Annotated in this window: 22 protein-coding genes; 3 read left to right on the plus strand and 19 right to left on the minus strand. The window is 34.6% G+C overall.

The genetic code is table 11. The annotated features are described in order from the left end of the window. Positions 1-20 precede the first annotated feature (20 nt). Positions 21-1,529, minus strand: a complete 1,509-nt coding sequence (gltX, locus tag A1704_RS19545) for a glutamate--tRNA ligase (protein WP_062675914.1) — start codon at positions 1,527-1,529, stop codon at positions 21-23. Between the two features lie 439 nt (positions 1,530-1,968). On the opposite strand from gltX, the gene A1704_RS19550 reads away from it, so the two are divergent. From A1704_RS19550 to A1704_RS19560, 3 genes are all read left to right on the plus strand, one after another. Continuing rightward, entirely contained in the window at positions 1,969-3,399 is a 1,431-nt protein-coding gene (locus A1704_RS19550) for an MAC/perforin domain-containing protein (RefSeq protein WP_062675715.1), read from the plus strand. A gap of 279 nt (positions 3,400-3,678) precedes the next feature. Continuing rightward, a complete protein-coding gene (locus A1704_RS19555; protein WP_062675716.1) occupies positions 3,679-5,079 on the plus strand; it encodes an MAC/perforin domain-containing protein in 1,401 nt (466 codons plus the stop codon). 301 nt (positions 5,080-5,380) lie between these two features. After that, on the plus strand, positions 5,381-6,346 hold the full coding sequence (locus A1704_RS19560; protein WP_062675717.1) for a glycosyltransferase family protein: 966 nt from the start codon (positions 5,381-5,383) through the stop codon (positions 6,344-6,346). Positions 6,347-6,398: 52 nt separating this feature from the next. On the opposite strand, the gene A1704_RS19565 is transcribed toward A1704_RS19560, so the two are convergent. The 18 genes from A1704_RS19565 to pdxA form a co-directional block, all read right to left on the minus strand. After that, positions 6,399-7,280: a hypothetical protein gene (locus tag A1704_RS19565; RefSeq protein WP_062675718.1), complete on the minus strand. Its 882-nt coding sequence runs from the start codon at positions 7,278-7,280 to the stop codon at positions 6,399-6,401. Then, a complete protein-coding gene (locus A1704_RS19570) occupies positions 7,273-8,175 on the minus strand; it encodes a glycosyltransferase family 2 protein (RefSeq protein ID WP_238590662.1) in 903 nt (300 codons plus the stop codon). The genes A1704_RS19565 and A1704_RS19570 overlap by 8 nt, the downstream gene beginning before the upstream one ends. Continuing rightward, the gene (locus tag A1704_RS19575) at positions 8,154-9,293 is read right to left on the minus strand and encodes a glycosyltransferase family 4 protein (protein ID WP_062675719.1); all 1,140 of its coding nucleotides are present in this window, start codon (positions 9,291-9,293) and stop codon (positions 8,154-8,156) included. The genes A1704_RS19570 and A1704_RS19575 overlap by 22 nt, the downstream gene beginning before the upstream one ends. Then, positions 9,293-10,540, minus strand: a complete 1,248-nt coding sequence (locus A1704_RS19580) for a glycosyltransferase family 4 protein (RefSeq protein WP_062675720.1) — start codon at positions 10,538-10,540, stop codon at positions 9,293-9,295. Before A1704_RS19580 ends, A1704_RS19575 begins: the two co-directional genes overlap by 1 nt. A gap of 76 nt (positions 10,541-10,616) precedes the next feature. Next, complete coding sequence (locus A1704_RS19585; RefSeq protein ID WP_062675721.1) at positions 10,617-11,852, minus strand: glycosyltransferase; 1,236 nt, start codon at positions 11,850-11,852, stop codon at positions 10,617-10,619. Positions 11,853-11,855: 3 nt separating this feature from the next. Continuing rightward, positions 11,856-13,043 carry a glycosyltransferase family 4 protein gene (locus A1704_RS19590; RefSeq protein WP_062675722.1) on the minus strand — a complete coding sequence of 396 codons (1,188 nt, stop codon included), beginning with the start codon at positions 13,041-13,043 and terminating at the stop codon, positions 11,856-11,858. A gap of 3 nt (positions 13,044-13,046) precedes the next feature. Then, on the minus strand, positions 13,047-14,033 hold the full coding sequence (locus A1704_RS19595) for a glycosyltransferase family protein (protein WP_062675723.1): 987 nt from the start codon (positions 14,031-14,033) through the stop codon (positions 13,047-13,049). A 4-nt stretch (positions 14,034-14,037) separates the two neighbouring features. Then, positions 14,038-14,784, minus strand: a complete 747-nt coding sequence (locus tag A1704_RS19600; RefSeq protein ID WP_062675724.1) for a glycosyltransferase family 2 protein — start codon at positions 14,782-14,784, stop codon at positions 14,038-14,040. A 53-nt stretch (positions 14,785-14,837) separates the two neighbouring features. After that, entirely contained in the window at positions 14,838-15,602 is a 765-nt protein-coding gene (locus A1704_RS19605) for a polysaccharide deacetylase family protein (protein WP_062675725.1), read from the minus strand. A 1-nt stretch (position 15,603) separates the two neighbouring features. Continuing rightward, positions 15,604-16,404: a glycosyltransferase family 2 protein gene (locus tag A1704_RS19610; RefSeq protein ID WP_062675726.1), complete on the minus strand. Its 801-nt coding sequence runs from the start codon at positions 16,402-16,404 to the stop codon at positions 15,604-15,606. Then, positions 16,405-17,652, minus strand: a complete 1,248-nt coding sequence (rocD, locus tag A1704_RS19615; protein WP_062675727.1) for an ornithine--oxo-acid transaminase — start codon at positions 17,650-17,652, stop codon at positions 16,405-16,407. It lies immediately after the preceding gene. 285 nt (positions 17,653-17,937) lie between these two features. Then, positions 17,938-19,071 carry an FAD-dependent oxidoreductase gene (locus A1704_RS19620; protein ID WP_062675728.1) on the minus strand — a complete coding sequence of 378 codons (1,134 nt, stop codon included), beginning with the start codon at positions 19,069-19,071 and terminating at the stop codon, positions 17,938-17,940. Between the two features lie 78 nt (positions 19,072-19,149). Continuing rightward, positions 19,150-19,722 (minus strand): Crp/Fnr family transcriptional regulator, encoded by a 573-nt coding sequence (locus tag A1704_RS19625; protein WP_065119699.1) that lies wholly within the window; start codon positions 19,720-19,722, stop codon positions 19,150-19,152. A 128-nt stretch (positions 19,723-19,850) separates the two neighbouring features. Next, positions 19,851-21,206, minus strand: a complete 1,356-nt coding sequence (accC, locus tag A1704_RS19630; RefSeq protein WP_062675730.1) for an acetyl-CoA carboxylase biotin carboxylase subunit — start codon at positions 21,204-21,206, stop codon at positions 19,851-19,853. Between the two features lie 98 nt (positions 21,207-21,304). Then, positions 21,305-21,787, minus strand: a complete 483-nt coding sequence (accB, locus tag A1704_RS19635) for an acetyl-CoA carboxylase biotin carboxyl carrier protein (RefSeq protein ID WP_034692974.1) — start codon at positions 21,785-21,787, stop codon at positions 21,305-21,307. Between the two features lie 127 nt (positions 21,788-21,914). After that, entirely contained in the window at positions 21,915-22,118 is a 204-nt protein-coding gene (gene rpmF / locus A1704_RS19640; RefSeq protein ID WP_002976251.1) for a 50S ribosomal protein L32, read from the minus strand. A gap of 67 nt (positions 22,119-22,185) precedes the next feature. Then, the gene (locus A1704_RS19645) at positions 22,186-22,716 is read right to left on the minus strand and encodes a YceD family protein (protein WP_062675731.1); all 531 of its coding nucleotides are present in this window, start codon (positions 22,714-22,716) and stop codon (positions 22,186-22,188) included. An 84-nt stretch (positions 22,717-22,800) separates the two neighbouring features. Continuing rightward, positions 22,801-23,892 (minus strand): 4-hydroxythreonine-4-phosphate dehydrogenase PdxA, encoded by a 1,092-nt coding sequence (gene pdxA, locus A1704_RS19650; protein WP_062675732.1) that lies wholly within the window; start codon positions 23,890-23,892, stop codon positions 22,801-22,803. Positions 23,893-23,935 lie beyond the last annotated feature (43 nt).

Below are 23,935 nucleotides of genomic sequence, written 5' to 3' on the forward strand. Positions count from 1 at the left end.
TATGAAAAATTATGGTTATTCTATTTAAAATTATTTATAGCATTGCTTATTCTGGAGATACTTTCCTCTTTACCAAGGATTTCCAGAATATCCGGAACGTCCGGTCCTTTCAGTTCTCCTACTAAAGATAATCGTAACGGCATCATTACTTTACCCATTCCTAATCCTTTGTTTTCAGCAAAATCATGCATGGTTTGTTTTAATGTTTCAGCAACAAAGTCTGTAGCTTCAAATGAAGCAGCCAATTCTCCTAAAATTGCTGATGTTTCTTCATTCCAAGCCTTTTTTGAGGCCTTTTCATCATATGAAGTAGGAGCTTCAAAGAAGAATTTTCCGCTCTCATAGATGTCTTTCGGGAAAGTGGCTCTTTCTTTCATCAGATGAATTACTTTCAATAGTTTTTCATCAGAAGCACCGGAAAGATCAAGATCTGTGTTTTTCAGAATCTGAAGAAGCTCTTCATCAGATTTCATCTGAATATATTGGTGGTTGAACCATTCAGATTTTTCTTTGCTGAATCTTGCTCCCGCTTTATGTACTTTATGAAGATCGAATTCCCTGATCATTTCATCCAAAGGAAGTATTTCTTTATCATCTGCAGGAGACCAGCCTAATAAAGCAACCATATTAATGAAAGCGTCAGGAAGATATCCGTTTTCTCTGTATCCTTTAGAAATTACCCCTGTAGCAGGATCTTTAAAGTCAAGAGGGAATACCGGGAATCCGAATTTATCTCCGTCTCTTTTGCTTAATTTTCCTTTTCCTTCTGGTTTCAAAATTAAAGAAAGGTGTGCAAACTGTGGTGCTTCCCACTGCATTGCTTCGTATAATAAGGTGTGAAGTCCCAAAGATGGAAGCCATTCTTCACCTCGGATGACGTGGGAGATTTCCATTTCATGGTCATCAATAATGTTGGCAAAATGATACGTTGGCATTCCGTCATTCTTTACCAGAACTTTATCATCTAAAGTATTGGTGTTGACTGAAAATTTTCCACGAATAATATCTTCAAGATTTAATACTCTGTCAACAGGCATTTTAAACCGTACTACATAAGGCGTCTTTTCGTCTAATAACCTTTGAACCTCTTCTTCAGAAAGGGCAAGGCTGTTTCTTAAACGGTTTCTTGTTTTATTATCATAAGAGAAAACATCACCTTTCGCTTCATATTCTGCACGCATTGCATCCAGTTCTTCTGCAGTATCAAAAGCAATGTAAGCATAGTCTGTCTTCAGGATCTGTTCAGTATATCTGTCGTAGATGTCTCTTCTTTCAGACTGTCTGTAAGGAGCGAATTTTCCTCCTTTCTTAGGACTCTCATCAGGAATGATTCCGCACCATTCTAAAGCTTCTTCAATATATTCTTCAGCTCCCTCTACATATCTGGCGGTATCTGTATCTTCAATTCTTAATACAAATTCTCCTCCTTGATTTTTAGCAAAAAGATAATCATATAATGCGGTTCTTACGCCTCCCAAATGTAATGGTCCTGTAGGACTTGGAGCAAAACGTACTCTTACTTTCTCCATTTCAATTTTAATTTTTGCAAATTTACTTAAAATTATGCGTTTAAGAGATGATTTATGACCGCGTATTGTTTTTTTGATCCTGACTTTTTTATTTATTTCTATAGATTTTCGATAATTACGGTTTTTAAAACTCCCAATCTTATATTTCTGATCAAATTTTTTACTCATTGATTCTAACCTATAAAATAAGGTTGTGAAAAATGAATTCATAAATAGTAAGTATTGTGTTTAATACGTGTTTTCTTTTGTGAGTATTTGTACGTTTGTTTCTATAATTCATTTTGTTTATTTAAATCACAATTAAGTGATGGTTTTAATATTTATTCATGGTGTTTTAAGCGTGTGATAAAATCACTAATAAATGATATATGTCAGTTGTTGTTTTTATATTTCACCTGGTATTGAAGTTTATATTTGTAGGAAATTTTAAAATAATACTATGAAAAAACAAGTTTTATTTAGCTTCAGTGCAGCACTGTTGCTTTTCATGGGGTCATGTTCTTCAGATGATCTTAATAACGAATCTACTCCTGATAGTCCGGCAAAAACGAATCGTTTATCAGCAGCGAAATTTGCAGGTGATGGTGCTTATGATGTTTTAGGACATGGTTTTAATGCTACCGGGGAATATGCCAATGCTAATTCTGCAGGGTTTAAAGTAATTGATATTGATCGTTTTAAATCTGAACAGGCTGCAAGATTACTTTCTGAAAATACAAATACACAGCAGTATCTTGAAGAATATGGAGAAAATGCAGAAACCTATTCTAAAATGGTTTCTACAAAAGTAGACGCTACTGCAGGAATTCCCTTGTTTAAAAAAACAGTATCAGTAGGATTTAATTCTGCAGTTACGACCAACCATAAATTTGATGCCAAATATATTTATGGCAGTTACAACCTTATTATTAAGCAAAAAAGGCTAAGATTCAATGCTACCACAGATATGTTGGCGGACTATGTAACTCCGGAATTTACCCAGGATTTGCAAACGAAAACTCCTCAGCAGATTGTAGAGGATTATGGAACCCACGTTATGATTGATATTTATACTGGAGCTAAAATGGATATCATGTTTCAGTCTGAAACAACTAACGAAAGCCGTGACCGTGCTGCCAGAATTGGAGTAAAAGTGGGGGTAAAATCTATCTTTGATGTAGATGTAACCAATGATGTGAATACTTCGGAATCATCTATGAATTACTCTAAGAAATTATCCTACAGAACAAGAGGTGGGGATCCTTCAAAAGGTTTGGTTGGAGAGCTGAATCTTGACCAGGATGCTCCAAAAATTAACATTACAAACTGGCAAAGCAGTTCTACTGCTAGCAATTCTGTATTGGTGGAATTTGGAAATAACGGCCTTGTTCCTATCTATAATCTGGTAAAAGATGCTGCCAAAAAAGCTCAGCTTAAGACGTATGTAGATCAGTATTTAATTGATAACCAAATTTCATTGGAGTATAATACTACAATGTTATATGGCTACCAAAATCAGGCAGACAGTAATCATTATTTCACTTTCAATACAAACCTTCAGCCATCTTCTTACTGGACTAATGAAGGACCGACATTTAAAGTGTTTCAGTATAAAGCACCTGATACAGTTCCTATTTATTGCTATAAAAGTACTTCGGGAGCTGATCACTACTTTACCCAGGCAAGTACGTTACAGCCATCTTCTTATTGGAATGTTTATATGGGAGTAGCATTCTATGCTTATAAAGATCCGGGAGCTGGAAGAATTCCTGTATATAGCTATAAAGCTAAAAACAGATCGGATCATTATCTTTCAGTGTCACCTAATTTAGGTCCTGTGAACTATTGGAGCATCAGAGAAGGTATTGCTTTCTATATTCCAGCTAATTAATTTTTGGATTTATATAAATCAATTTGGTTATACATTATGAGTGGAGTCGGTAATTCTGACTCCACTTTTTGTTTATCATCAAATAGGGCTTGGGTTTGATGTGAAAATAATAATAGTAATTATTTATTTTTGTTATTTCTCTATTGTGTGATGTTATAACTGTTTATTAATAGAGTTTTAAATGATTATTAAATTCACTTATTGATGATATATATCATTATTAAATTATTTCCTCACTTGGTGATGAGTTTTATATTTGCAGAAACTTTTTAATAATCTATGAAAAAACAAATTTTATTTTGCTTCAGTAGTTTACTGATGCTTTTTATGAGTTCGTGTTCTTCTGAAGATCTGAATTCAGAGGTAACGCCTGAAAGTCCAGCGGCAAAGGCTAATAACAGAATGTCTGCAGCTAAATTTGCAGGCGACGGAATTTATGATGTCTTAGGACATGGCTTTAATGCTGCAGGAGAATATGCTAATGCTAGTTCTGCGGGATTTAAAGTGGTTGATATTGATCGTTTCAAAGCTGAACAGGCAGCAAGACTGGTTTCTGAAAATACAAATACTCAGGAGTATGTTGAAGAATATGGAGAAAATGCAGAAACTTACTCCAAAATGGTATCTACAAAAGTAGATGTGACTGCAGGAATCCCTTTATTTAAAAAAACACTTTCGGTAGGATTTAATTCTGCGATTACTACCAATCATAAATTTGATGCCAAGTATATCTATGGTAGTTACAATCTTTTGATCAAGCAGAAAAGATTAAGATTTAATGCAACAACAGATATGTTGGCTGATTATATTACACCTGAATTTGCACAGGATTTACAGGTAAAATCCCCACAACAAATTGTACAGGATTATGGGACTCACGTAATGGTTGATATTTATACCGGGGCAAAAATGGATATCTTATTCCAGTCTGAAACAAGAAATGAAAGTCGTGACCGTGCTGCAAGAATCGGAATAAAATTGGGAATGGCTAAGATTTTTGATGTTGATGTTCAGAATGATGTCAATACATCAGAATCTAGCATGAACTATTCTAAAAAATTATCATACAGAACAAGAGGAGGAGATCCTTCAAAAGGTTTGATTGGGGAACTTAATCTCGATCAAAACACTCCCAAAATCAATATAGCAAACTGGCAGAACAGTTCTACACCCAATAATTCCGTATTAGTGGATTTTGGAAATAATGGGTTAATATTTATTTTTGATCTGGTAAAAGATCCTGCTAAAAAAGCAGAACTTAAATCATACGTTATCCAATACCTTATCGATAATAAAGTAATGCTGGATTATATTCCGGTTCCAATTTATGGATTTTATAGCGGTTCAGATAGAGATCACCTGCTTTCTACATGGGCTGGAACTCCTAATAATTATCAGGCGGAAGGCGAGCAGTTTAAAGCGTACAGCTATAAAGCACCTAATACAGTCCCTGTTTATCAGTTCTATAGTGCAAATGACAGGGATCATTATTATTCCACTTATCAGGGAACACCATGGAATTATACTTATGAAGGAATAGCTTTCTATGCAACAATGGATAGCACAAAAAAACCTATTTATCAATTTTACAGTGGCAGCGACAGAGATCATTACTACAGCACTTATCCGGGAACACCCAATAACTATGTTGCAGAAGGAATTCCTTTTTATGCTTATTAACTAAATAATATTAATATTTTACAATAAAGAAACCGTTTCAATTTTGAGACGGTTTCTTTCATATGATAAAGAAATAGAAATCAATTGTGAAAAATTTCATTAGTGATATGAATTTAAGACTGATATTTTTTACTCGCTTATAGGTAAAAATGTATTTTTGTAGCTTATTAGTTTAGTTTATCAATGAAAAAGCACTTTGTTTTTATCAGAAACTATCTCAGAAACTACAGAAATAAGTTCATAATACTTTTAGCACTGTCATTGAGAAGGGTTGAAACTAAATAATTTAACTTACTAACAAATGAAAATTATTTTCCACGAAAATCAATTGTGCTATAGAGGGACGTCCAATGCTCTTTTTGATTATGCTTATTATAATGAGGAAATGCTTGGTAACGAGTCGATGATTCTTTATCCTAAAAATAGTCCGAATAATGCTGAAGAAGCTATTGAACGTTTTAAAAAAAGGTTTAACGTTGTTGGATATAGCGACATCAAGGAAAGAAATGAAATTATTAAAAAGGCAAATGCAGATCTTTTCTATGCAATAAAATCCGGAGAAAGAGAAACAGATACTCCTCATGAGCTTATTAAAACAGCTATTCATGCGGTTTTTAAATACAACGAACCCTATGGAGATGTTTATGCCTATGTTTCTGAATGGCTGGCCAAAACGATGAGCGGAGGAAAGCTTCCTTTTGTTCCCCACATTGTAGATCTTCCCGAGGTGAGTGGTGACCTTCGTGCTGAATTAAATATTCCGAAAGATGCAGTGGTATTTGCAAGATATGGGGGAACTGAAACTTTTGATATTGGTTTTGTAATGGAAGCCGTAAAGAAAACGGCTCTGAAAAATAAAAATATATACTTTGTTTTTATGGGAACTGATGAATTTGTAAAGAGGAATTTTTTCAGGTCTTACAAGAATATTATTTTTCTTCCACCGACTACTGATGTAGAAAGAAAAGTGAAATTTATTAATACTTCTGATGCATTTTTGCATGCCCGCACGCAAGGAGAGAGTTTCGGAATGGCTGTAGGTGAGTTTTCTATTAAAAATAAACCTATTATAACATGGTCCGGATCTGATGAGAAATCACATCTGGAGATTCTGGGAGATAAAGCTATTCTATACAAAGATAAGCAGGATATCATGCAAATCCTGAAGAGCTTTCAACCGGATGCAGGTAAAAACTGGGATTGTTACTCAGAACTTTTCAATCCGCGGGCAGTTATGGAGAAATTTGAAAATGTTTTTATCAAATAAAATAATAAAGGCTAATGTAACAACATTAGCCTTTTATTTTGGTCTGAAAGAATTAAAAAAGACTTCTAATTCTCATCTTTATTTTTTTCGTGAAAGATAAATTCAGATTGAGTTTTTGCTGAGGATATTTCTTTGAAAAGGAAAGAATAAATTCATCAATGTTTTTTGCAGGAAAAAAGGAAAGCTCTTTCCAAATGCCTTTATATAAAGGATGAAAGTCTATGAATGTCTTATAATTGTCAGCATTCACCGTTTTCCAGGAGTTTAAAAACGTTGAAGTGTCAAAATCATTTTTATGCCCCCAGTTATTGATCTTTTCTGAAATTTCACTTTCTTCCCGCGCCCATGACTGATGTATTAAATAAAAATCCAGTGGCAGAATTTTGCCTTTATTTGTATTTCTTGCATATTCATATTGAGGATTGTTTGTAATAAGCATACACTTTTCATCAAAAGGCGTAATAACAAAGAATCCCTCCGCATTATGTTTGAATAATGTCACAAAATTTACCTGAAAATTAAAAGGATTTTTAGCAGGGTTCTTTAGTAAAAATTTATTCCCTTTCAAAAACTTTGCTAATACTCCGAAGTCATAAGCATATTCATCTCCATCCATCTGGATATGCCATCCGCCAGAGCCCATTTTTTCTGCCATCATGTTCCTTTGTCTGGTCTCCAGCTCCATTGGCTGCATCCCTTCAATGAAAAAAGTGTCTTTGTAAAAGATGATTTTATTCTGAGTATCCAATTTTTTGATATCACTGAAAACACTTTCAGGAATATGAATATCATTACCTGCCCATGTCTTATTATTGGCATCATAGCTTATCACAATACAGTCCGCATGCTCATAAATATGCTTAAGAGATGTAAAGATGTAACAGTAGTCATATGATAGAAGATATCCTACTTTAATAATATTTTTTTTACTCATTTTTTATTTTATCTAAATTGGAATAAAGACCGTCTAATATACCTTTTATGTACGCTTTCGCCATGGAAAATTTTCTTTTTTTAAGGGCTTTCCTTGCGAACTTCCATCGTTCTTTGGTTACATATTTTAAATTCCCGTCATACAGCCTGCACATCCAGATCCGGTTTCTGGTGATGTAATACTCATAAAAACTGCCTTTGTCGCTGGCAAGATTGAAAGCTTCACATTGTGTATTGACGGCAATTTTCCATTGGGTGTTTTTAAGAAGCCGCAGACACCATTCAGACTCTTCATAATACATGAAAAAGCTGGTGTTCATTAAGCCTACATCGTCCAATATTTCTTTTCGGAACATCAAGGCGCTTCCATCTACATATTTTATATTGTAGTTGTAATGAGGAGCATTTACATGGTTTTTATCCTGTTCAGAATGGGTGTGTCCTCCCTGAAAACCTTCTTCCGGGAATAACAGCCCACCGTCTGAGAATATTCTGTCACGAATGTTTCTGTAGCAGATTCTTGGGCCAATGATTCCTATATCTGGAAATTCTTTTAAATCGTTATATAACTGACTAATTGTGCTGCGGGATATTTCAATGTCCGGATTTAATAGTAAAAAATAATTCCTGCCGTCTTCAATCGCTTTTTTAATGGCTAAATTATTACCGAAAGCATAACCCCCGTTATAATCACTTAAAATATAATTGATTTGCTTTTGTGAGCCCAGTTGCTCTATTTCCTTTCTGTCTTTTGAATGATTATCTACTACATAAATAGATTGTTGCGAAATGCCTTCGTTTAATAATGAATTAACTTCTCGCTGGGTATCTTCAAAAGAATTGTAATTCAGTATGATAATGGCCAGGTCATCCATTAGTGTAAAATCTTTTTCCATTTTTCAATTGCTTTTTCTTCAGAAAAATTATTTTTAAAATATTCCTCAGCCTGTATTTTCATATCCTGATAATAAGATTGATCCTGCAATAAAGACATGATCTGATCTTTAAAAATTTCAGGATGATCACTTACCAGACATCCATTTGAAGTTTTTGAAGGGAACCCATCAATCGCTCTTTCTGTTCCCACAATAGGAAGTCCGTAGGATAACGCTTCTATGACTTTAATTTTGATTCCTGTGCCCTCCAGCATTGGGCAAATTGCAATTTTTGACTGGTGGTAATACTCTTCCAGGCTTTCTGCAAATTCTATTAAGGTAACACCTTTTCTTTCTTGAATATGCTTGCAAATTCTCCCGATAATTACAATGTTGATATTTGGAGGAAGCAATGGATATACATGGTCAAAAAACCACTGTATGGATTGTATATTGAAAATGTTTTCAGACCCTACGAAAATCAGATCATACTTTTTATCACCATCACTTTTTTCGAAATGAGATGGGAAAGAAGGCGGTATATTGATTACTTTTTCACCTAAAAATCTTTTAAAAACAAGGTTTTCATCTTCTGATATGGTGATTACTTTATCAAACTTTGAAAGATTATTGATTTCCTCATTGAAACGTTTTCCGATATCTAATGATTTGTTTTTATAGAACTCATTCAGGGTAATCCAATCATGGGTATCTATGATTTTTAAAGTATTTTTCATAGATTCATGATCAACTAATCCAGCCCAGAATTCATAATTGATAATGATGGCATCATATTTTTCCTTATTGAAGATGTCAGAAAATTCTTGCTTGGCAAAATCTGTCAATAAGTGGTTGTATTCATTAGGCTTTTTATAAAATTTTGATATTTTGTGCTTCCAATATGCGGAAGATGTTTTTACTTTTAATGGTCTGTGTTTAATTAAGAACAGATGATCAACAATATTTTGATCAATATCTGTAGTGTCGTTTTGGCTCTTATAAATCTCAGCGGCTCCTACCAGGTCAATATGATATCCCATTTTTTTTAAAACAGTAAGGGTCGTTTTTGCTCTCGTAGTATTTCCTGCCCTGTTTGAAAATGGATTTTCAGGAAAAAAAAATAGAATTTTTTTGGTCATTATAAAGATGTAATGGCGGAATTAAATTTGTTGATGATGGTATCCCATGAATAGTTTTTTAAAACATAATCTCTCGCTTTGATGCCTTCAGAAACAAGATCATCCTGTGACTGTTGCATATAAAACGTTAATGACTGGGAAAATTCTGTACTGTTTGTAAAGCTTTTTCCGGTTTTACTCTTTTCAATATGAGAATACAAAACCTCACAGTTTTTATTTACAATGATAGGGATTTTCAATAACATGGCCTCTAATGTAATCAATGAAAGGCTTTCATAGAATGAAGGCATTATAAGTGCGCTGGCATTTTCCAGTAAAGCATTTTTGAGGTCGTGGTCTACAAATCCCGTAAGGATAATATCATCTCCCTGAGTTATTTTTTCCTCAAGAGAATTTTTGCCTGCCAAAACGAGCTTTACATCTCGATATTCAGGATGTTTTTCTTTGAAATCTTTAAAATATTCAATCATCATGACACAGCCTTTGTCTTCAACAATCCTTCCTATATAAATAAAGTATTTGGTCTGATAAAGATCCTTAGGGAGTTCACCCGATGCAGCATCATAATCATCAAAACCAATTCCTGCAATTTCTGATTTTAACTTTTTTGCCTGAGGATAAACGCTTTCTACAAAATCTTTTTCAATCTGTGTATTGTACATGATGAACTTTGGAAGAGAAAACAATTGAGAATAGCCATCAAGATAAAACTGAGACTCGTCGTGGGCAGTTGGAATAAGAATGCTTTTGTCAGCAACTTCTCTGATTCCTATATTGGTTGGGTGATATAAATAGGTAAAGAAAATAAAAGCCTTGTAATCTTCTTTTTTCTCTTTTATAAATTGAATTAAATCCGGGGAGAATGGTCCTTGTACTTCTAACCATTCATTGAAATTAAAGTTTTTTTTGTTGTATTTAAATCTCTTATAAAGCAAATAAGGGAAGTTTAAAAAGCTTAGCTTTCTACTATAATATTTATATAAGTTACGGGCTGTTTTACTGAGCTCATTAAATCTTTTTAAATCCTTTTTTAACGTTTTAAATCTTCTTACTTTAATATCATTGATAATTTCAACACCTTCCGGGTAATGATTATCCCAACGTTCGAATTCTATAGCACAGGTTGTAATAATTTCAATATCATAGAGAGCAGACAATTTTTCAGCTAATAATCTTGCGTGAAGTTCTGCACCTCCGTTGATCTCCAGCCCATATCTTTGGACTACTATTGCAATTTTGTCTTTCATCTGAAATATGATAAGCTCATTCGTAAATATAACAATTCGTCTATAAGCTGGCGAACCAGAACATTAACCAATACAATTACTTTCTGCCTTTTTTGAAGAAAGCATTGACTTTCTTTCTGATTTTATTATAAAGAGTTCGCTCGAGATAATGAACTCTGGAATTTAATCTTTCGATTTCGCTTAAATAGAAAACATTATTGACATCACCGCCTCCGGTGCTTTCTTTTTTACCAAAACCATCAATGAAATTCAATCTGATTTTAAATAGCTCTCCGATAGATTGAATAGAAAAATTCTCAGCAATTTGTGATTTTGCCTTTTCTCTCATTGAAGCCAGACTGTCAAAATTGTTTTTGATATACTGGAGTTTTTCAACAGCATCTTTCAAGCTAGGCTTGGCAAGCGTTAAGCCTTCGTCAATCAGTCCTTTTGTATTGGATGTTTTGATGAAATCATACTGGATAAGGAAGCTGTTATTTACATTCATAAAATCCAGATTTCCGGAATAGCCCGTTCCGACAACAATTTTTCCATAGGCCATGGCTTCTGCCATAGTCAGACCGAAACCTTCTGAACCGTGGAGAGAAATCAGAACATCAGACTGCTGGATCAAAGAATGTAGTTTCTCCTTTGAAAAATGCTCGTTAATGATGATGACGTTCGGAATATTTTGGTAAGCTTCCAGCGCTTTCTGAGCATCCTTGCTTCTTTCAAGATTATGAGTTTTCACAATAAGAACACTGTTTTTATCTTCTTTGAAAACTGTTGTGAAAGCTTCCAGCGTAGCTTCCGGATTTTTTCTGATGGTGGTACTCAGAGAATCGAAAATCGTCAGATAGATCTTTGATTCCGGAGAAATATGATATTGGCTTAGCTGAAAATCCTTAGACTCTGCCATTTTTTGGATCGGATGAGAAAATCTGATCACAGGAATTCCTGTATACTTTGTAAAGATATTCACACAGAAATCACTGGGTACCCACAGTTCATCAAAGACATTTAATATCTCAACAACTTTCTCGGAAACTTCGGGAAATTCCCAGGCCCAATAAATAATATTATAATGATCCTTAAGATTCAGATCCTGATTCTTAGAAAAGAAATTGTTGATAAAATTGATATTAATATGGAAAACATTAATAGAAGATGATGACTCGGAGCCCGAATCAATTCTTTCAAAAGTTTCACTGGAATAATTAATCCGGTTGACTTTGATGCCGATTGTTTCCAAAGCGATGGCATTCAGCCGTGTAGCTTCGGAAATTCCGAAATTTCCATCAAAAAAACCGTGGTAATTTACACTTAATGACATGGATTATAATGTTTTAAGTTTTTCTTTTACTTCTTCAGGTGAAAATGCTCTCAGACTGTCCACAGAATTTCTGCTTAAAGTATTCCAAAGCTCTTCATCATTATTCAGCTGAATAATAGCCTCTGCGAAACTGTTCTCATCATTGGCAATCAGTACATTCTTTTTATCGGTAAGTTTCATTCCTTCAGCTCCTATATCCGTTGTCACCACAGGAAAAAAGTATTCAAAAGCCTGTCCGATTTTTCCTTTCACGCCGGCACCGAATCTTAAAGGTGCCACCATAATTTTCGAATTCATAAAGTGCTCTTCAATGCTTTCCACAAAACCTAAAAACTTAAACTTAGGAAATAGTTTAAGGTCAAGTTTTTCTGCAACATTCCCGATAATGCTTACTTCCAGTTCAGGATTGGTTTTCCAGACGATAGGCATTATTTTTTCATAGAGAAACTTTACTGCATCAATATTCGGCTCGTGAATAGAACCAATGAAGGTAATTCCCTTGCTTTCACTGAAGTTTTTTCGCTCAGAAATATCAATTTTAGGATAATGGATATTAGATATTGTAACGATCTTATTTTTGTCCGCATACTGGCTCATAATTTCTTTCTCCTTATCAGATATAGCAATGATATAATCCAGTTGTGGGGCAACGACAGTTTCCAGACGGAAAAAATGTTTATAATTCTTCTTTAAAGAAATACGGGTCGGTTCCAGTTCGATCGCTCTTTTAAACCTTAAAAAATGAATATCCACCATATCATAAATGAATTTGGCAGAAGGTAAAATGGCTTTCATTTTTTTATAAAAAAGATTCAGCGCCAGAGGGCCGTTGAACCAAATGTAATCTATCTTTTTAAAAGAAGACAGGAAATCATAAATATTCCTGTAGTTATTGTTCTCTATGTAAACGATAACATTATGCTGCTGATAAAACTTCACATAAGAATCGTCTTCAAACATATGGGGTGCAAATAAAATGCAGTTATATCCTAATTCTTTGTAAATAAATATAAGTTCTTTCAATCTGTTAGCCCCAGATTCTTTATCGTGGGCAGGAAAATCTCTTGATGCAAACAGGATTGTTTTTTGGGAAGCGTCATATAGATTAATGTTGATTATATCCTTAGACTGAAGGTTTTTAAGTTTTTCTTTTCTTTCGAAGTGCTTTTTTATTTTTTTTAAGATTCCCATTTGTCAGTTTTTAGTATCGAGTTCAAAAACTTTATTTACCCAACTATCCAAAGTATATCTGTAGTAGATTTCTTCCGGAATTTTCTCGTAAGGTTTTTCAAAAAAAGATTTGTCAAGATTACTAATATTTTTGTTTAAAATCAAAATATTATTGGGATTGTAAAAATCGTAGGTTTTAATGGCTTCATTATCAGTTATGATTTTCTTTTCCAGAGACATGGCTTCAAAAACTCTGAAACTGAGTCCATATTGCCCTTCACGCATCAAATCCAGTAGTACTTTTGAATTCTTATAATATTTTGGAAGATCATTATGCGGAATCTTCTTAATGCTGAACACCAGGAAAAGATTCTTAGGCACTGTCATGAACATATTGGTGAGCTGATGCTTCCAGGATTTTTTTCCAATGATCATAATCTGGAACTTCAATCCTTGTTCAATGAGCTTTTTAGCCAATAGTTTTATCAATGAAACCCTTCTGTTGTCATAAGAGGTAATGTAAAAAAGATCCATTTCAGGCTTTTGAGACTCTTTTGCACAATGCGGAAGATAAATATAATTGGTTAATTTTTCAAAGCCGTGTTTTTTAACATCAATATAATCAAAGGAAAATACTTTGTCAAAAAGATAGAGTTTGTCTTCCACAGGAACTCTTTCAAGATTATCGTAAAGATAGGTTACCAGGCGGTCTGTAGATTTTCGGATTTTTTTAAGGGTAGACAGATCAAATGTATCAGGATTCATCACCAGAATCTGATCCTGATGCCCTAATTTTTCCAGAGAATCCAGAACATATTTCTGTCTTTTTTCAGTCTTAAGATTTTTGTTTAAAAAAGTTTTGCTTAAAGCATTTACAGCTCTTTCGTTGAAGTTGGAATGAGTAACGGTACTGATCTTTATATGATGAGCATCAATACCTCGCTGGCATAATGTTTCAACAATATACTTATCATAATCCCAAAAATCATAACTAATGATACAAATCTTCATTCAACTAATTTTGCTCTTTTTTTAATGATTCATAGGTTTCATAAACGCTTAAAGATTGCAGGTAAGATAACTGATAGCCTTCTTTTCCGTCTAAAATACCAAGTCTCATTATATAGGCTTTAAAAAATTTAAAAGCAGTTTTAAGATATTGAATCCAAACACTGTACTTTTTTCCTTTAGCAGCCAGTTCTTTCCCCTTTAAAACTCCGTAATGAATCATTTTTTTTTTGTAAGATTCATAATCTGAAACGGAGTAATGGAGTAATTTATTTTTTAAAACTCCAATGGTTCCATTAACCTCCAGAGTTTCATGTACCTTTTTTCCTGCCATATATCTGGCTTTCGATTTTCTGAATAGCCTGAAATTTTTATCAGACTGTGTTCCCGAAAAATGAATTGGTTTCTGGGCAAAAAAGAATTTCCTGTAAAAATAATAGGCATCTTTTTGCCCGGGTTTATTCAGCTTATCAATAATTTCCTGCTTCAGGGCTGGTGTAATTCTCTCATCACCATCCAAAAATAAAACCCAGTCATTGGTTGCAGTATCCAGAGCCAGATTTCTTTGCTTTGTAAAGTCTTCAAATTTATTCTGAATCACCTTTACATTGGGGAATTTCTTTGCAATTTCTACAGTGTTATCCGTGCTAAAAGAATCTACTACTATTATTTCATCGCAGAAATCAAAAGATTCCAGGACATCCTGTATATTTTTTTCTTCATTATATGTTATGATCAAACCACTTATATTCATCACAACGCTTTGTTTGACAGAGAAGTAAGTAAATACTTCCCTAAAATTGTTTTTTAAAATAGTTTTAGTCTGCCAAAGATAAGTTTTAATTTGAATTTTATAAGCGAATCTTTGCCTTTTATATCAATTCTACACAGTTCGTATGGGCGCTGGGTAGGGTAATAATTCACTTTATTTCCAATTCTTACTGCAAAATCAATTCCTAATTCTTTCAAAATAGAAAAAAATGCTAATTTATCATGTTTTTTTTGTGGATATTTTCCATAAGGATATGCCAAAACCTTTGAATATCTTATATTTTCGGCATCGAGAATCTCCATGTTTTTTTTTAGATCTTTTTCTATAAAGTCTAAAGACACGTTTCTTACATTTTCATGGGCATGGCTATGAAGGGCAATCTCAAAATATTTTTTATCCAGACTTCTGATTTCATCAAAGGTCATCATTGAATAATTATTATATCCCTTTTCAATAAATCCTGTTGGAATAAAAATTGTTGCCTTCAGATTATACTTTTCCAGTAAATAGGGGAGATACTCAAGGTTGTTTCTATATCCATCATCAAAGGTGATGACAATGTTTCTTTTTGCTGAAAGAGTAAGTTCCGAAAAAAAATAGGAAGTATATTTTTTCGAACTCAGATATGAAAACTGCTGTTCAAGATTTTTTAAACTGACGGTAAGATCTTCATGACTTTCTTTTTCAACCTGGTGATACATAAGAATGACCAGTCTGTTGTAGGGAAAGGCAAATAAATAGAGACGGAAATATACAACGATAAATACCGCCAATAAAAGAGGAATAAGATACAGAATCATACTATTTTACTGTATTTTTTTCAATTTCCTGCAACCGTATTTTTTCGTACAGTCGTGTTTTTTCATGCAATTTTATGTATTTCAGGAAGGTGTAATAAGACATTGTTTTGGCAATGTAAAATCCTGGAAATCCATCCAGAAAACCAAGTTTGAAAATAAAAACCTTAATAAACTCAAACATTGGGCTTACAATAATTTTAAATCTATTGATTCTTTTTCCTCTCTCAAACATCTTTTCAGCCATCATATCCGAATATTTATTGATTTTCGAAACATGATGATGAATGCTTTTATAAGTATAATGATCCAGCTTTCCTTCCATAAGACCCACTTTCTGATCAGTAATCAAAAATTCATGGACTTTATCATCAGAATACTTTGCATATTTTTTTCTGAAAAGCCTTTCACGGCATACATTTCCCCAACCACCAAATCGGATCAGGTGAATCCCAAGATGATTGTTGAATTTTGCTTTATACACATTGAATCCGGTGCTTCCAGAAGAAGTAATGCGTTGTATAGATCTTTTCAGAGTTTCATCAGGAACTTCGTCGGCATCCAGAAACAAAACCCATTCATGGGAACATAGAGCAAGGGCATGGTTTTTTTGTTCACCATACCCATTAAATTTTTTCTCAAAGAATTTTACCTGAGGATATTTTTGAGTGCAAATCTCTTTGGTCTTATCTGTAGAAAAGCTGTCGACAATAATTATTTCATCCACAATATCTGTTAATGAATCTAAAAGTCTTACAATATTCTCTTCTTCATTATAAGTAATGATTGCAAGGGAAAGAGCCATTTATTTATACTCAAGAATTGTCTTCTCAATAATTTTCACACAATCCAGCAATTGCTCTTCAGTAATTACCAGTGGCGGTGCAAGTCTGATGATATTGCCATGCGTAGGTTTTGCCAGCAATCCGTTTTCTTTTAATTGCAAGCAAAGGTTCCATGCAGTAGAACTATCAGGGGTATCATTGATAAGGATAGCATTTAAAAGACCTTTTCCTCTTACTTTGGTAATAAGGTCTGTCTTTTCAATAAGCTTCTCTATTTCAGCTCTGAAAAGCTTTCCTAACTCTTCTGCTCTTTCAGACAGTTTTTCATCAGCTACCACATCCAATGCTGCCACTGCTACTGCACAGGCAATAGGGTTTCCTCCGAATGTAGAACCGTGTTGTCCCGGTTTGATAACATTCATGATGTTATCATTTGCTAATACAGCAGATACAGGATACATTCCTCCGGAAAGTGCTTTTCCTAAAATCAGGATATCCGGCTGTACATTTTCGTGGTGGCATGCAATCAGTTTTCCTGTTCTTGCAATACCTGTCTGAACTTCATCAGCAATGAAAAGAACATTGTATTTTTTACATAATTCAGAAGCATTTTTAAGGAAGTTTTCATCCGGAACATATACTCCGGCTTCTCCCTGAATAGGTTCTACAAGGAATGCAGCAATATTTCCAGCTTCTCTGCTCAGAACTTCTTCTAAGGCTGCAATATCGTTATAAGGAATTTTGATAAATCCTGGCGTAAAAGGTCCGTAGTTTTGGTTGGCATCCGGATCGTTAGAGAACGAAACAATAGTTGTCGTTCTTCCGTGGAAATTGTTTTCGCAAACGATAATTTTCGCTGCGTTTTCAGCAATTCCTTTTACTTCATAACTCCACTTTCTGGCTAGTTTTACAGCAGTTTCCACAGCTTCAGCTCCGGAATTCATTGGTAAAACTTTATCAAATCCAAAAAGAGTTGTTATTTTCTGCTCGTATTCTCCTAATTTAGAGTTGTAGAAAGCTCTTGAAGTTAAAGCAAGCTTTTGGGCCTGTTCTACCAAAGCACCTACGATTTTAGGGTGAGAATGTCCTTGGTTCACGGCAGAATATGCTGAAAGAAAATCATAGTACCTTTTACCTTCCACGTCCCAAACGAAAACACCTTCTCCGCGGTCCAGAACTACTGGAAGTGGGTGATAGTTGTGTGCTCCATGTTTGTCTTCAAGGTCAATAAAATACTGCGAGTTTTTTGTTTGTTCTGCTGTTGACATATATTTTGGTTTTCAACAAATTTACGCAATATTAATGATACTCATAAACAAAAATAGAGTAGAGTATAAGGCTGTGATTAGAGTATATTTTGAGGTAAAATGAATCCTCTAATGGAAAATATTTTCTTAACGGATAACAGTTGCAGGTATTCTATCTTTAAGAATAAGAAATTTATACTGAGAAGATAATTCTACATTTTAATTATTCCGATATTGATTTGCTGTTCCATCAGGACTATAATTTTTAAATGCTGTTCCCTAAGTAGCTTTTGATTAGGGTTTATCTTATAAATTGTTCTGGTACGAAATATCAAAAACTTTTTCCATTTGTTTTTCGTTAACAGAGCCAGGTGTTGCCTTTAGTAAAGTATTACGGAGCCAAACTGCCAGACTGTTCTCATAGTGTGAAATTTTACCGATGGCTGAGCTTGTGTTAACAATGTAATGCGCTTTTTTCATACGCAGTTTTTCGTATTGAGTGAAGACTTCATCCACGTTTTTCCCTTCACCAAAAAGTTTTCCTAGGATATATGCATCTTCAACGGCCTGGCAGGCACCTTGTCCCATATTAGGAGTCGTTGCATGGGCTGCATCGCCAATCAGGCAAACACGGTCTTTTTGCCATTGATAAATCGGTTCCAAATCGATAATGTCACTAACAAATATTTTTTCTTGCGGTGTTACGGAAATCATTCTTGGAATTTCGGGATTAAATTCAGCAAAAAGCTCAGCAAGATTATTGGGATTTTTGACCAGGTGCTCGTTAACCACAGCGTACCAGTAAACTTTGTGATCACTAATTTTCACGAAGCCGAAGCGTCTGCCTTTTCCCCAGGCTTCATAAGCATGGTGATTATATTTTTCTGTCCAATCAGATTCGATGACGCCACGCCAGCATTTTTGCTTGGAAGATCTGAGTTTTCCAATATTTAAAATTTGATGACGTACTACTGATTTAATTCCATCTGCTCCAATAACAGCATCTGCATTAGCGATAGTTCCGTCTTCAAAAGTGAGTTGATAACCGTTTTCCTGTTCGATTTTGGATAAACGTTTAGAAAGTTCAATGTTTTTAAAACCAATTTCTTCAGTTAGAATATTTTGTAAATCAGCACGATGGATGGCAGTGTTGCTTACTCCATATTTACTTTCGAATGTATTCAGTTGTACGTCCGATATGGTTTTGAGCTGTGGATCAGTAATGTTAATAGTTGAAATTTTATGACCTGCCATTTCGATTTTGTGGCGAATGCTTAGTTTGTCAAAAATCTGCATGGCATTATTAGCCATAATGATTCCGGCGCCCACAGGTTTTATTTCGGGTGCACTTTCGTAAACGGTAACGTCCAGATTATTTTTTTGTAAGGCTAAAGCTGTTGTCAAACCACCAATTCCGCCACCGATAATTGCTATTTTCATTGTGATTGCATTTATATTATGAGGCAAAATTAAGGGCTGAAAAAACCAAAAACGTTCACTTAAGTTAATTTTCTGAAATTAGCAAATTCTTTTCCGGATTCTGCTCAACGATTGTGGCGTAATTCCTAAATATGACGAAATATATTTCTGTGGAATTTTGTTCAAGATTTCGGGTGACTTTTTCAAAAGATTGATATAGCGTTCTTCCGGTGTATAAAAGAACAGTTCGTCAAGCCTTTGTTTTGCATCCAGAAAAGCTAGATCCGATATGCGTTTTGCCAGCCCAAGCCAGCAAATATCTTTCTGAATTAAAATCTCAACATCTTTTTTATCAAAATATAAAACTTCAGTTTTTAGAAGAGCCTGTATAATTGCCATTGATTTTTTTCCGGTAATATAGCTTGCGTAATCACCAATTACATCATTATTCACCTGCAAAAGATAGCTGATATCCTCGCCTTTCTCGTTGATATAATAAATCCGGACGGCGCCATTCAAAATGAGTCCTAAACGATCAAATACTCCATTTTTAGGTACTATCATTTTGTTTTTATCATAAGTTACGATATAGCAAATATCCAAAAATTCCTTCGCACGCTCCATAGAAATCTGAAGTGTCTCTGCTAATTTCTCCTGTATTGCTGATGTCATCGCTCCTATGTCGGTTTTAATTGATACTACAAAAATAACTTTTCCTGCTTTATTAGAACGAAGTAGAGTATAAAACTGAAGAAGGCGCCTTTTCGGACGCCTTCTTTTTATATGAATGATAATTCTTTTTAGTGATTATCGTATTTTCTATCCATTACAAAATCTTCCATGAATTTTGTAGTATAGTTTCCTGAAAGATAATCTTCATTATCCATCAGCTGTCTGTGGAAAGGAATAGTTGTTTTTACTCCTTCAATATAGAATTCTTCAAGAGCACGTCTCATTTTTGCAATAGCTTCTTCACGGGTCTGAGCCGTAGTGATAAGCTTGGCAATCATAGAGTCATAGTTAGAAGGGATTGTATATCCGGAATAAACGTGAGTGTCTACTCTGATTCCGTGTCCTCCAGGGATATTTAATCCTGTGATTTTTCCCGGAGACGGTCTGAAGTCTGCGTAAGGGTCTTCTGCGTTGATTCTACATTCGATTGAATGTAATTTAGGATAATAGTTAATTCCTGAAATAGGAGTTCCTGCAGCAAGAAGAATTTGCTCTCTGATCAGGTCATAATCAATTACCTGCTCAGTGATAGGGTGCTCTACCTGGATTCTTGTATTCATTTCCATGAAATAGAAATTTCTATGTTTGTCTACAAGGAATTCGATAGTTCCTACACCTTCATATCCAATGAATTCAGCAGCTTTTACGGCAGCTTCTCCCATTTTCTCACGAAGTTCGTCTGTCATGAAAGGAGAAGGTGTTTCTTCAGTTAATTTCTGATTTCTTCTCTGTACAGAACAGTCTCTTTCAGAAAGGTGGCACGCTTTACCGAATTGGTCACCCGCAACCTGAATTTCGATGTGTCTAGGCTCTTCAATCAGTTTTTCCATATACATACCTCCGTTTCCAAAGGCAGCTACAGCTTCCTGAATAGCAGATTCCCAGTGATCTTTAAGGTCTTCAGCTTTCCAAACAGCTCTCATTCCTTTACCTCCACCACCAGCAGTAGCTTTGATCATGACAGGGTAACCTGTTTCTTCAGCTACTTTTACAGCGTGTTCGTAAGATTCGATCAATCCGTCAGAACCTGGTACACATGGTACACCTGCTGCTTTCATGGTAGCCTTAGCATTTGCTTTGTCTCCCATTTTTTCAATCTGTTCAGGAGAAGCACCAATAAATTTGATACCGTTCTTCTGGCAGATTCTTGAGAAGTTAGCATTTTCAGATAAGAATCCGTAACCTGGGTGAATCGCATCAGCATTTGTAATTTCCGCAGCAGCAATAATGTTAGGGATTTTAAGATATGAGTCTTTACTCATTGCAGGGCCAATACATACTGCTTCATCAGCAAATCTTACGTGAAGACTGTCTTTATCAGCAGTAGAGTATACCGCAACGGTTTTGATCCCCATTTCTTTACAAGTACGTAAAATACGCATTGCAATTTCGCCTCGATTGGCTATTAATATTTTTTTGAACATCTTCTTCAATTTGAAAATTAGATAATTTGAAAATTAGATAATGTTATTTTAATGTAGAATTTAATCTAACATCTAATGTCTAACATCTAACTTCTAAATTAAGATGGATCTACTAAGAATAAAGGTTGGTCATACTCTACAGGAGTAGCGTCATCCACTAAAATTTTAACAATTTTTCCGCTGATTTCAGATTCAATCTGGTTGAATAGTTTCATTGCTTCAATAACACAAACTACTTTACCAACAGAAACTTCGTCACCTACATTTACGAATACATCTTTATCAGGAGATGGTTTTCTATAGAAAGTACCAATCATTGGAGATTTGATTGTTACATATTTGCTGTCATCAGATGCAGCTTCAGCTTTTTCAGCAACAGGAGCGGCCGGAGTTGCAACAGGTGCTGGAGCAGCTACCGCTTGTGGAGCAGTGTGGTATACTGCAGGTTGTGCATAAACAGCATCGCTTCCAGCTAATGGAGTTTTAATAGTGATTTCGAAATCTTTAGTTTTGTACTTCACTTCTGATACTTCAGCCTTAGATACAAACTTGATAAGATTTTGTATGTCTTTAATGTCCATAAATTTGATATTTGATTTGATGCCAAAGATACCAAAAAAACGTAAAAAACAACAAAAAACCGCCAAATTTTATCAAAATTGGGCGGTTTTTGTATTAAAATGAGGCTTTTTCAGCGAAAAGCGACTCTTAGTTTTCTTCAGTAGCAGCTACTTCTTTTTCCAATACTACTTTACCTCTGTAGTATAATTTTCCTTCATGCCAGTGAGCTCTGTGGTATAGGTGAAGCTCTCCTGTTGTTGCATCTTTAGCTAATTGAGGAACTACAGCTTTGTAGTGAGTTCTTCTCTTATCTCTTCTTGTAGACGACTGTCTTCTCTTTGGATGTGCCATTTTCTAATAACTTTTTTAATTGATGAGCGATGAGATTCATCATCTCATCATATTTAAATTATTCTATTTAATTATTGTCTTTTAATTTTCTTAAAGCATCCCATCTAGGGTCACTTTCATGTTCTTCTTCTTCAGTTACCTCAATATCTTTAGGACTGAACTGGTCAAGAATTTTAAGATCTTCATCACTTACATTCGGTGAAATCTTTTTCATCGGAATAGAAAGCATTACATTTTCGTAAATCAAATGTGCTACATTGAAAGCATGCTCTGCAGTAGGAATAGTAATAACATCTTCATTGCTGTCATCATATTCTTCCCCGAAATTCACCAGAATTTTGATTTCATTCTCAATAGGATAGTCGAAATTTTCATTTGTGATATCACAAACCAACTCAACCCATCCATTAATTTTAATCTCAAATTCTAAAAAAGTAGTGTGTTTATCAAGTGATACATTCACTTCTATTCTAGGATTTGTAAATTCCTGCTCAGTGTCAAATAATTGAAAGAACGTTTTATCTATCTCAAACTTGAACTCGTGTTTTCCGTTTTTAAGTCCGGAAAAGCTTACGTCATAGTTTCTTAACTTGTCCATAAAATGAGTGTGCAAAAATATGCATTTTTTTTATAATAACAAATAAAATCTGAAACAAATTAATTTAAAATTTGTTTTAAAGATTTATGCTTCAGTTTCCTCCGGTAGATCTTCATCTATTCCATTGTCTACAGCCATTTTTCTAGGCTGAAGGCGGTCATTCATCAGTTCACTGTATTCACTTCTATTCTTGAAAACCTTGATCGCTGTGAAGATTGCTTCTGTAAAACTCTGCTCATCGGCCACGTTTTTTCCTGCAATATCGTAAGCAACTCCGTGATCGGGAGATGTTCTGATAAAAGGAAGTCCCGCAGTATAATTTACTCCTTCCTCATAGGCTAATGTTTTGAAAGGAGCCAGTCCCTGGTCATGATACATCGCCAAAACAGCATCGAAATTTTTGTATTTACTCGGCTGGAAAAAGCTGTCTGCCGGGAAAGGCCCGAATGCCAGTATTCCATTGTCAGAAAGTTCTTTAATAGCCGGGCTGATGATTTCAATTTCTTCGTTTCCGATTACACCTCCGTCTCCTGCGTGAGGATTTAATCCCAGCACTGCAATTTTAGGCTTTTGAATACAGAAATCTTCTATCAGCGTCTGGTTTAAAACTCGGATCTGTTTCTTTATTTTTTCCTTGGAAATATTTTCAGCTACCTGTGCAATAGGAATATGATGCGTGGAAACAGCTACTTTAAGATCTTCAGTAACAAGGAACATTAATCCTTTTTTATTGAATTTCTCTTCAAAATACCCTGTATGTCCCGCATGTCTGAATCCCATTTTTACCATTTCATCTTTGTTGATCGGAGCAGTTACCAATACGTCAATATCTCCTTTCGTCAAAGCTTCAGTAGCTGCTTCTAAAGAATCAATCGCCATTTTCGTAGATTCTTCAGTAGGAACTCCCAATTCTACATTCACGTTTTCTTTGGTAAGGTTAACCATATTAAGTTTCCCAGCCTGTGCCTGTGAAGGTTCGTTAACGTAGTTGAAATTAAGATTCAGCTTAAAAATATTTTTCTGATAAGTGAATAATTTTCCCGAACCAAAAATTACAGGAGTGAAAAAATCTGTAATAGTTTTGTCTTTCAGAGACTTCATAATGATCTCCGGGCCGATGCCATTGAAATCACCGATTGAAATTCCTACTCGTACTTTATGGTTTTTTGGGCTCATTTTGATTATCTTTGAAGATTATAATTTACAAATTTAGCAAAAA

The organism is Chryseobacterium cucumeris, assembly GCF_001593385.1.
Classification (GTDB): Bacteria; Bacteroidota; Bacteroidia; order Flavobacteriales; family Weeksellaceae; genus Chryseobacterium; species Chryseobacterium cucumeris.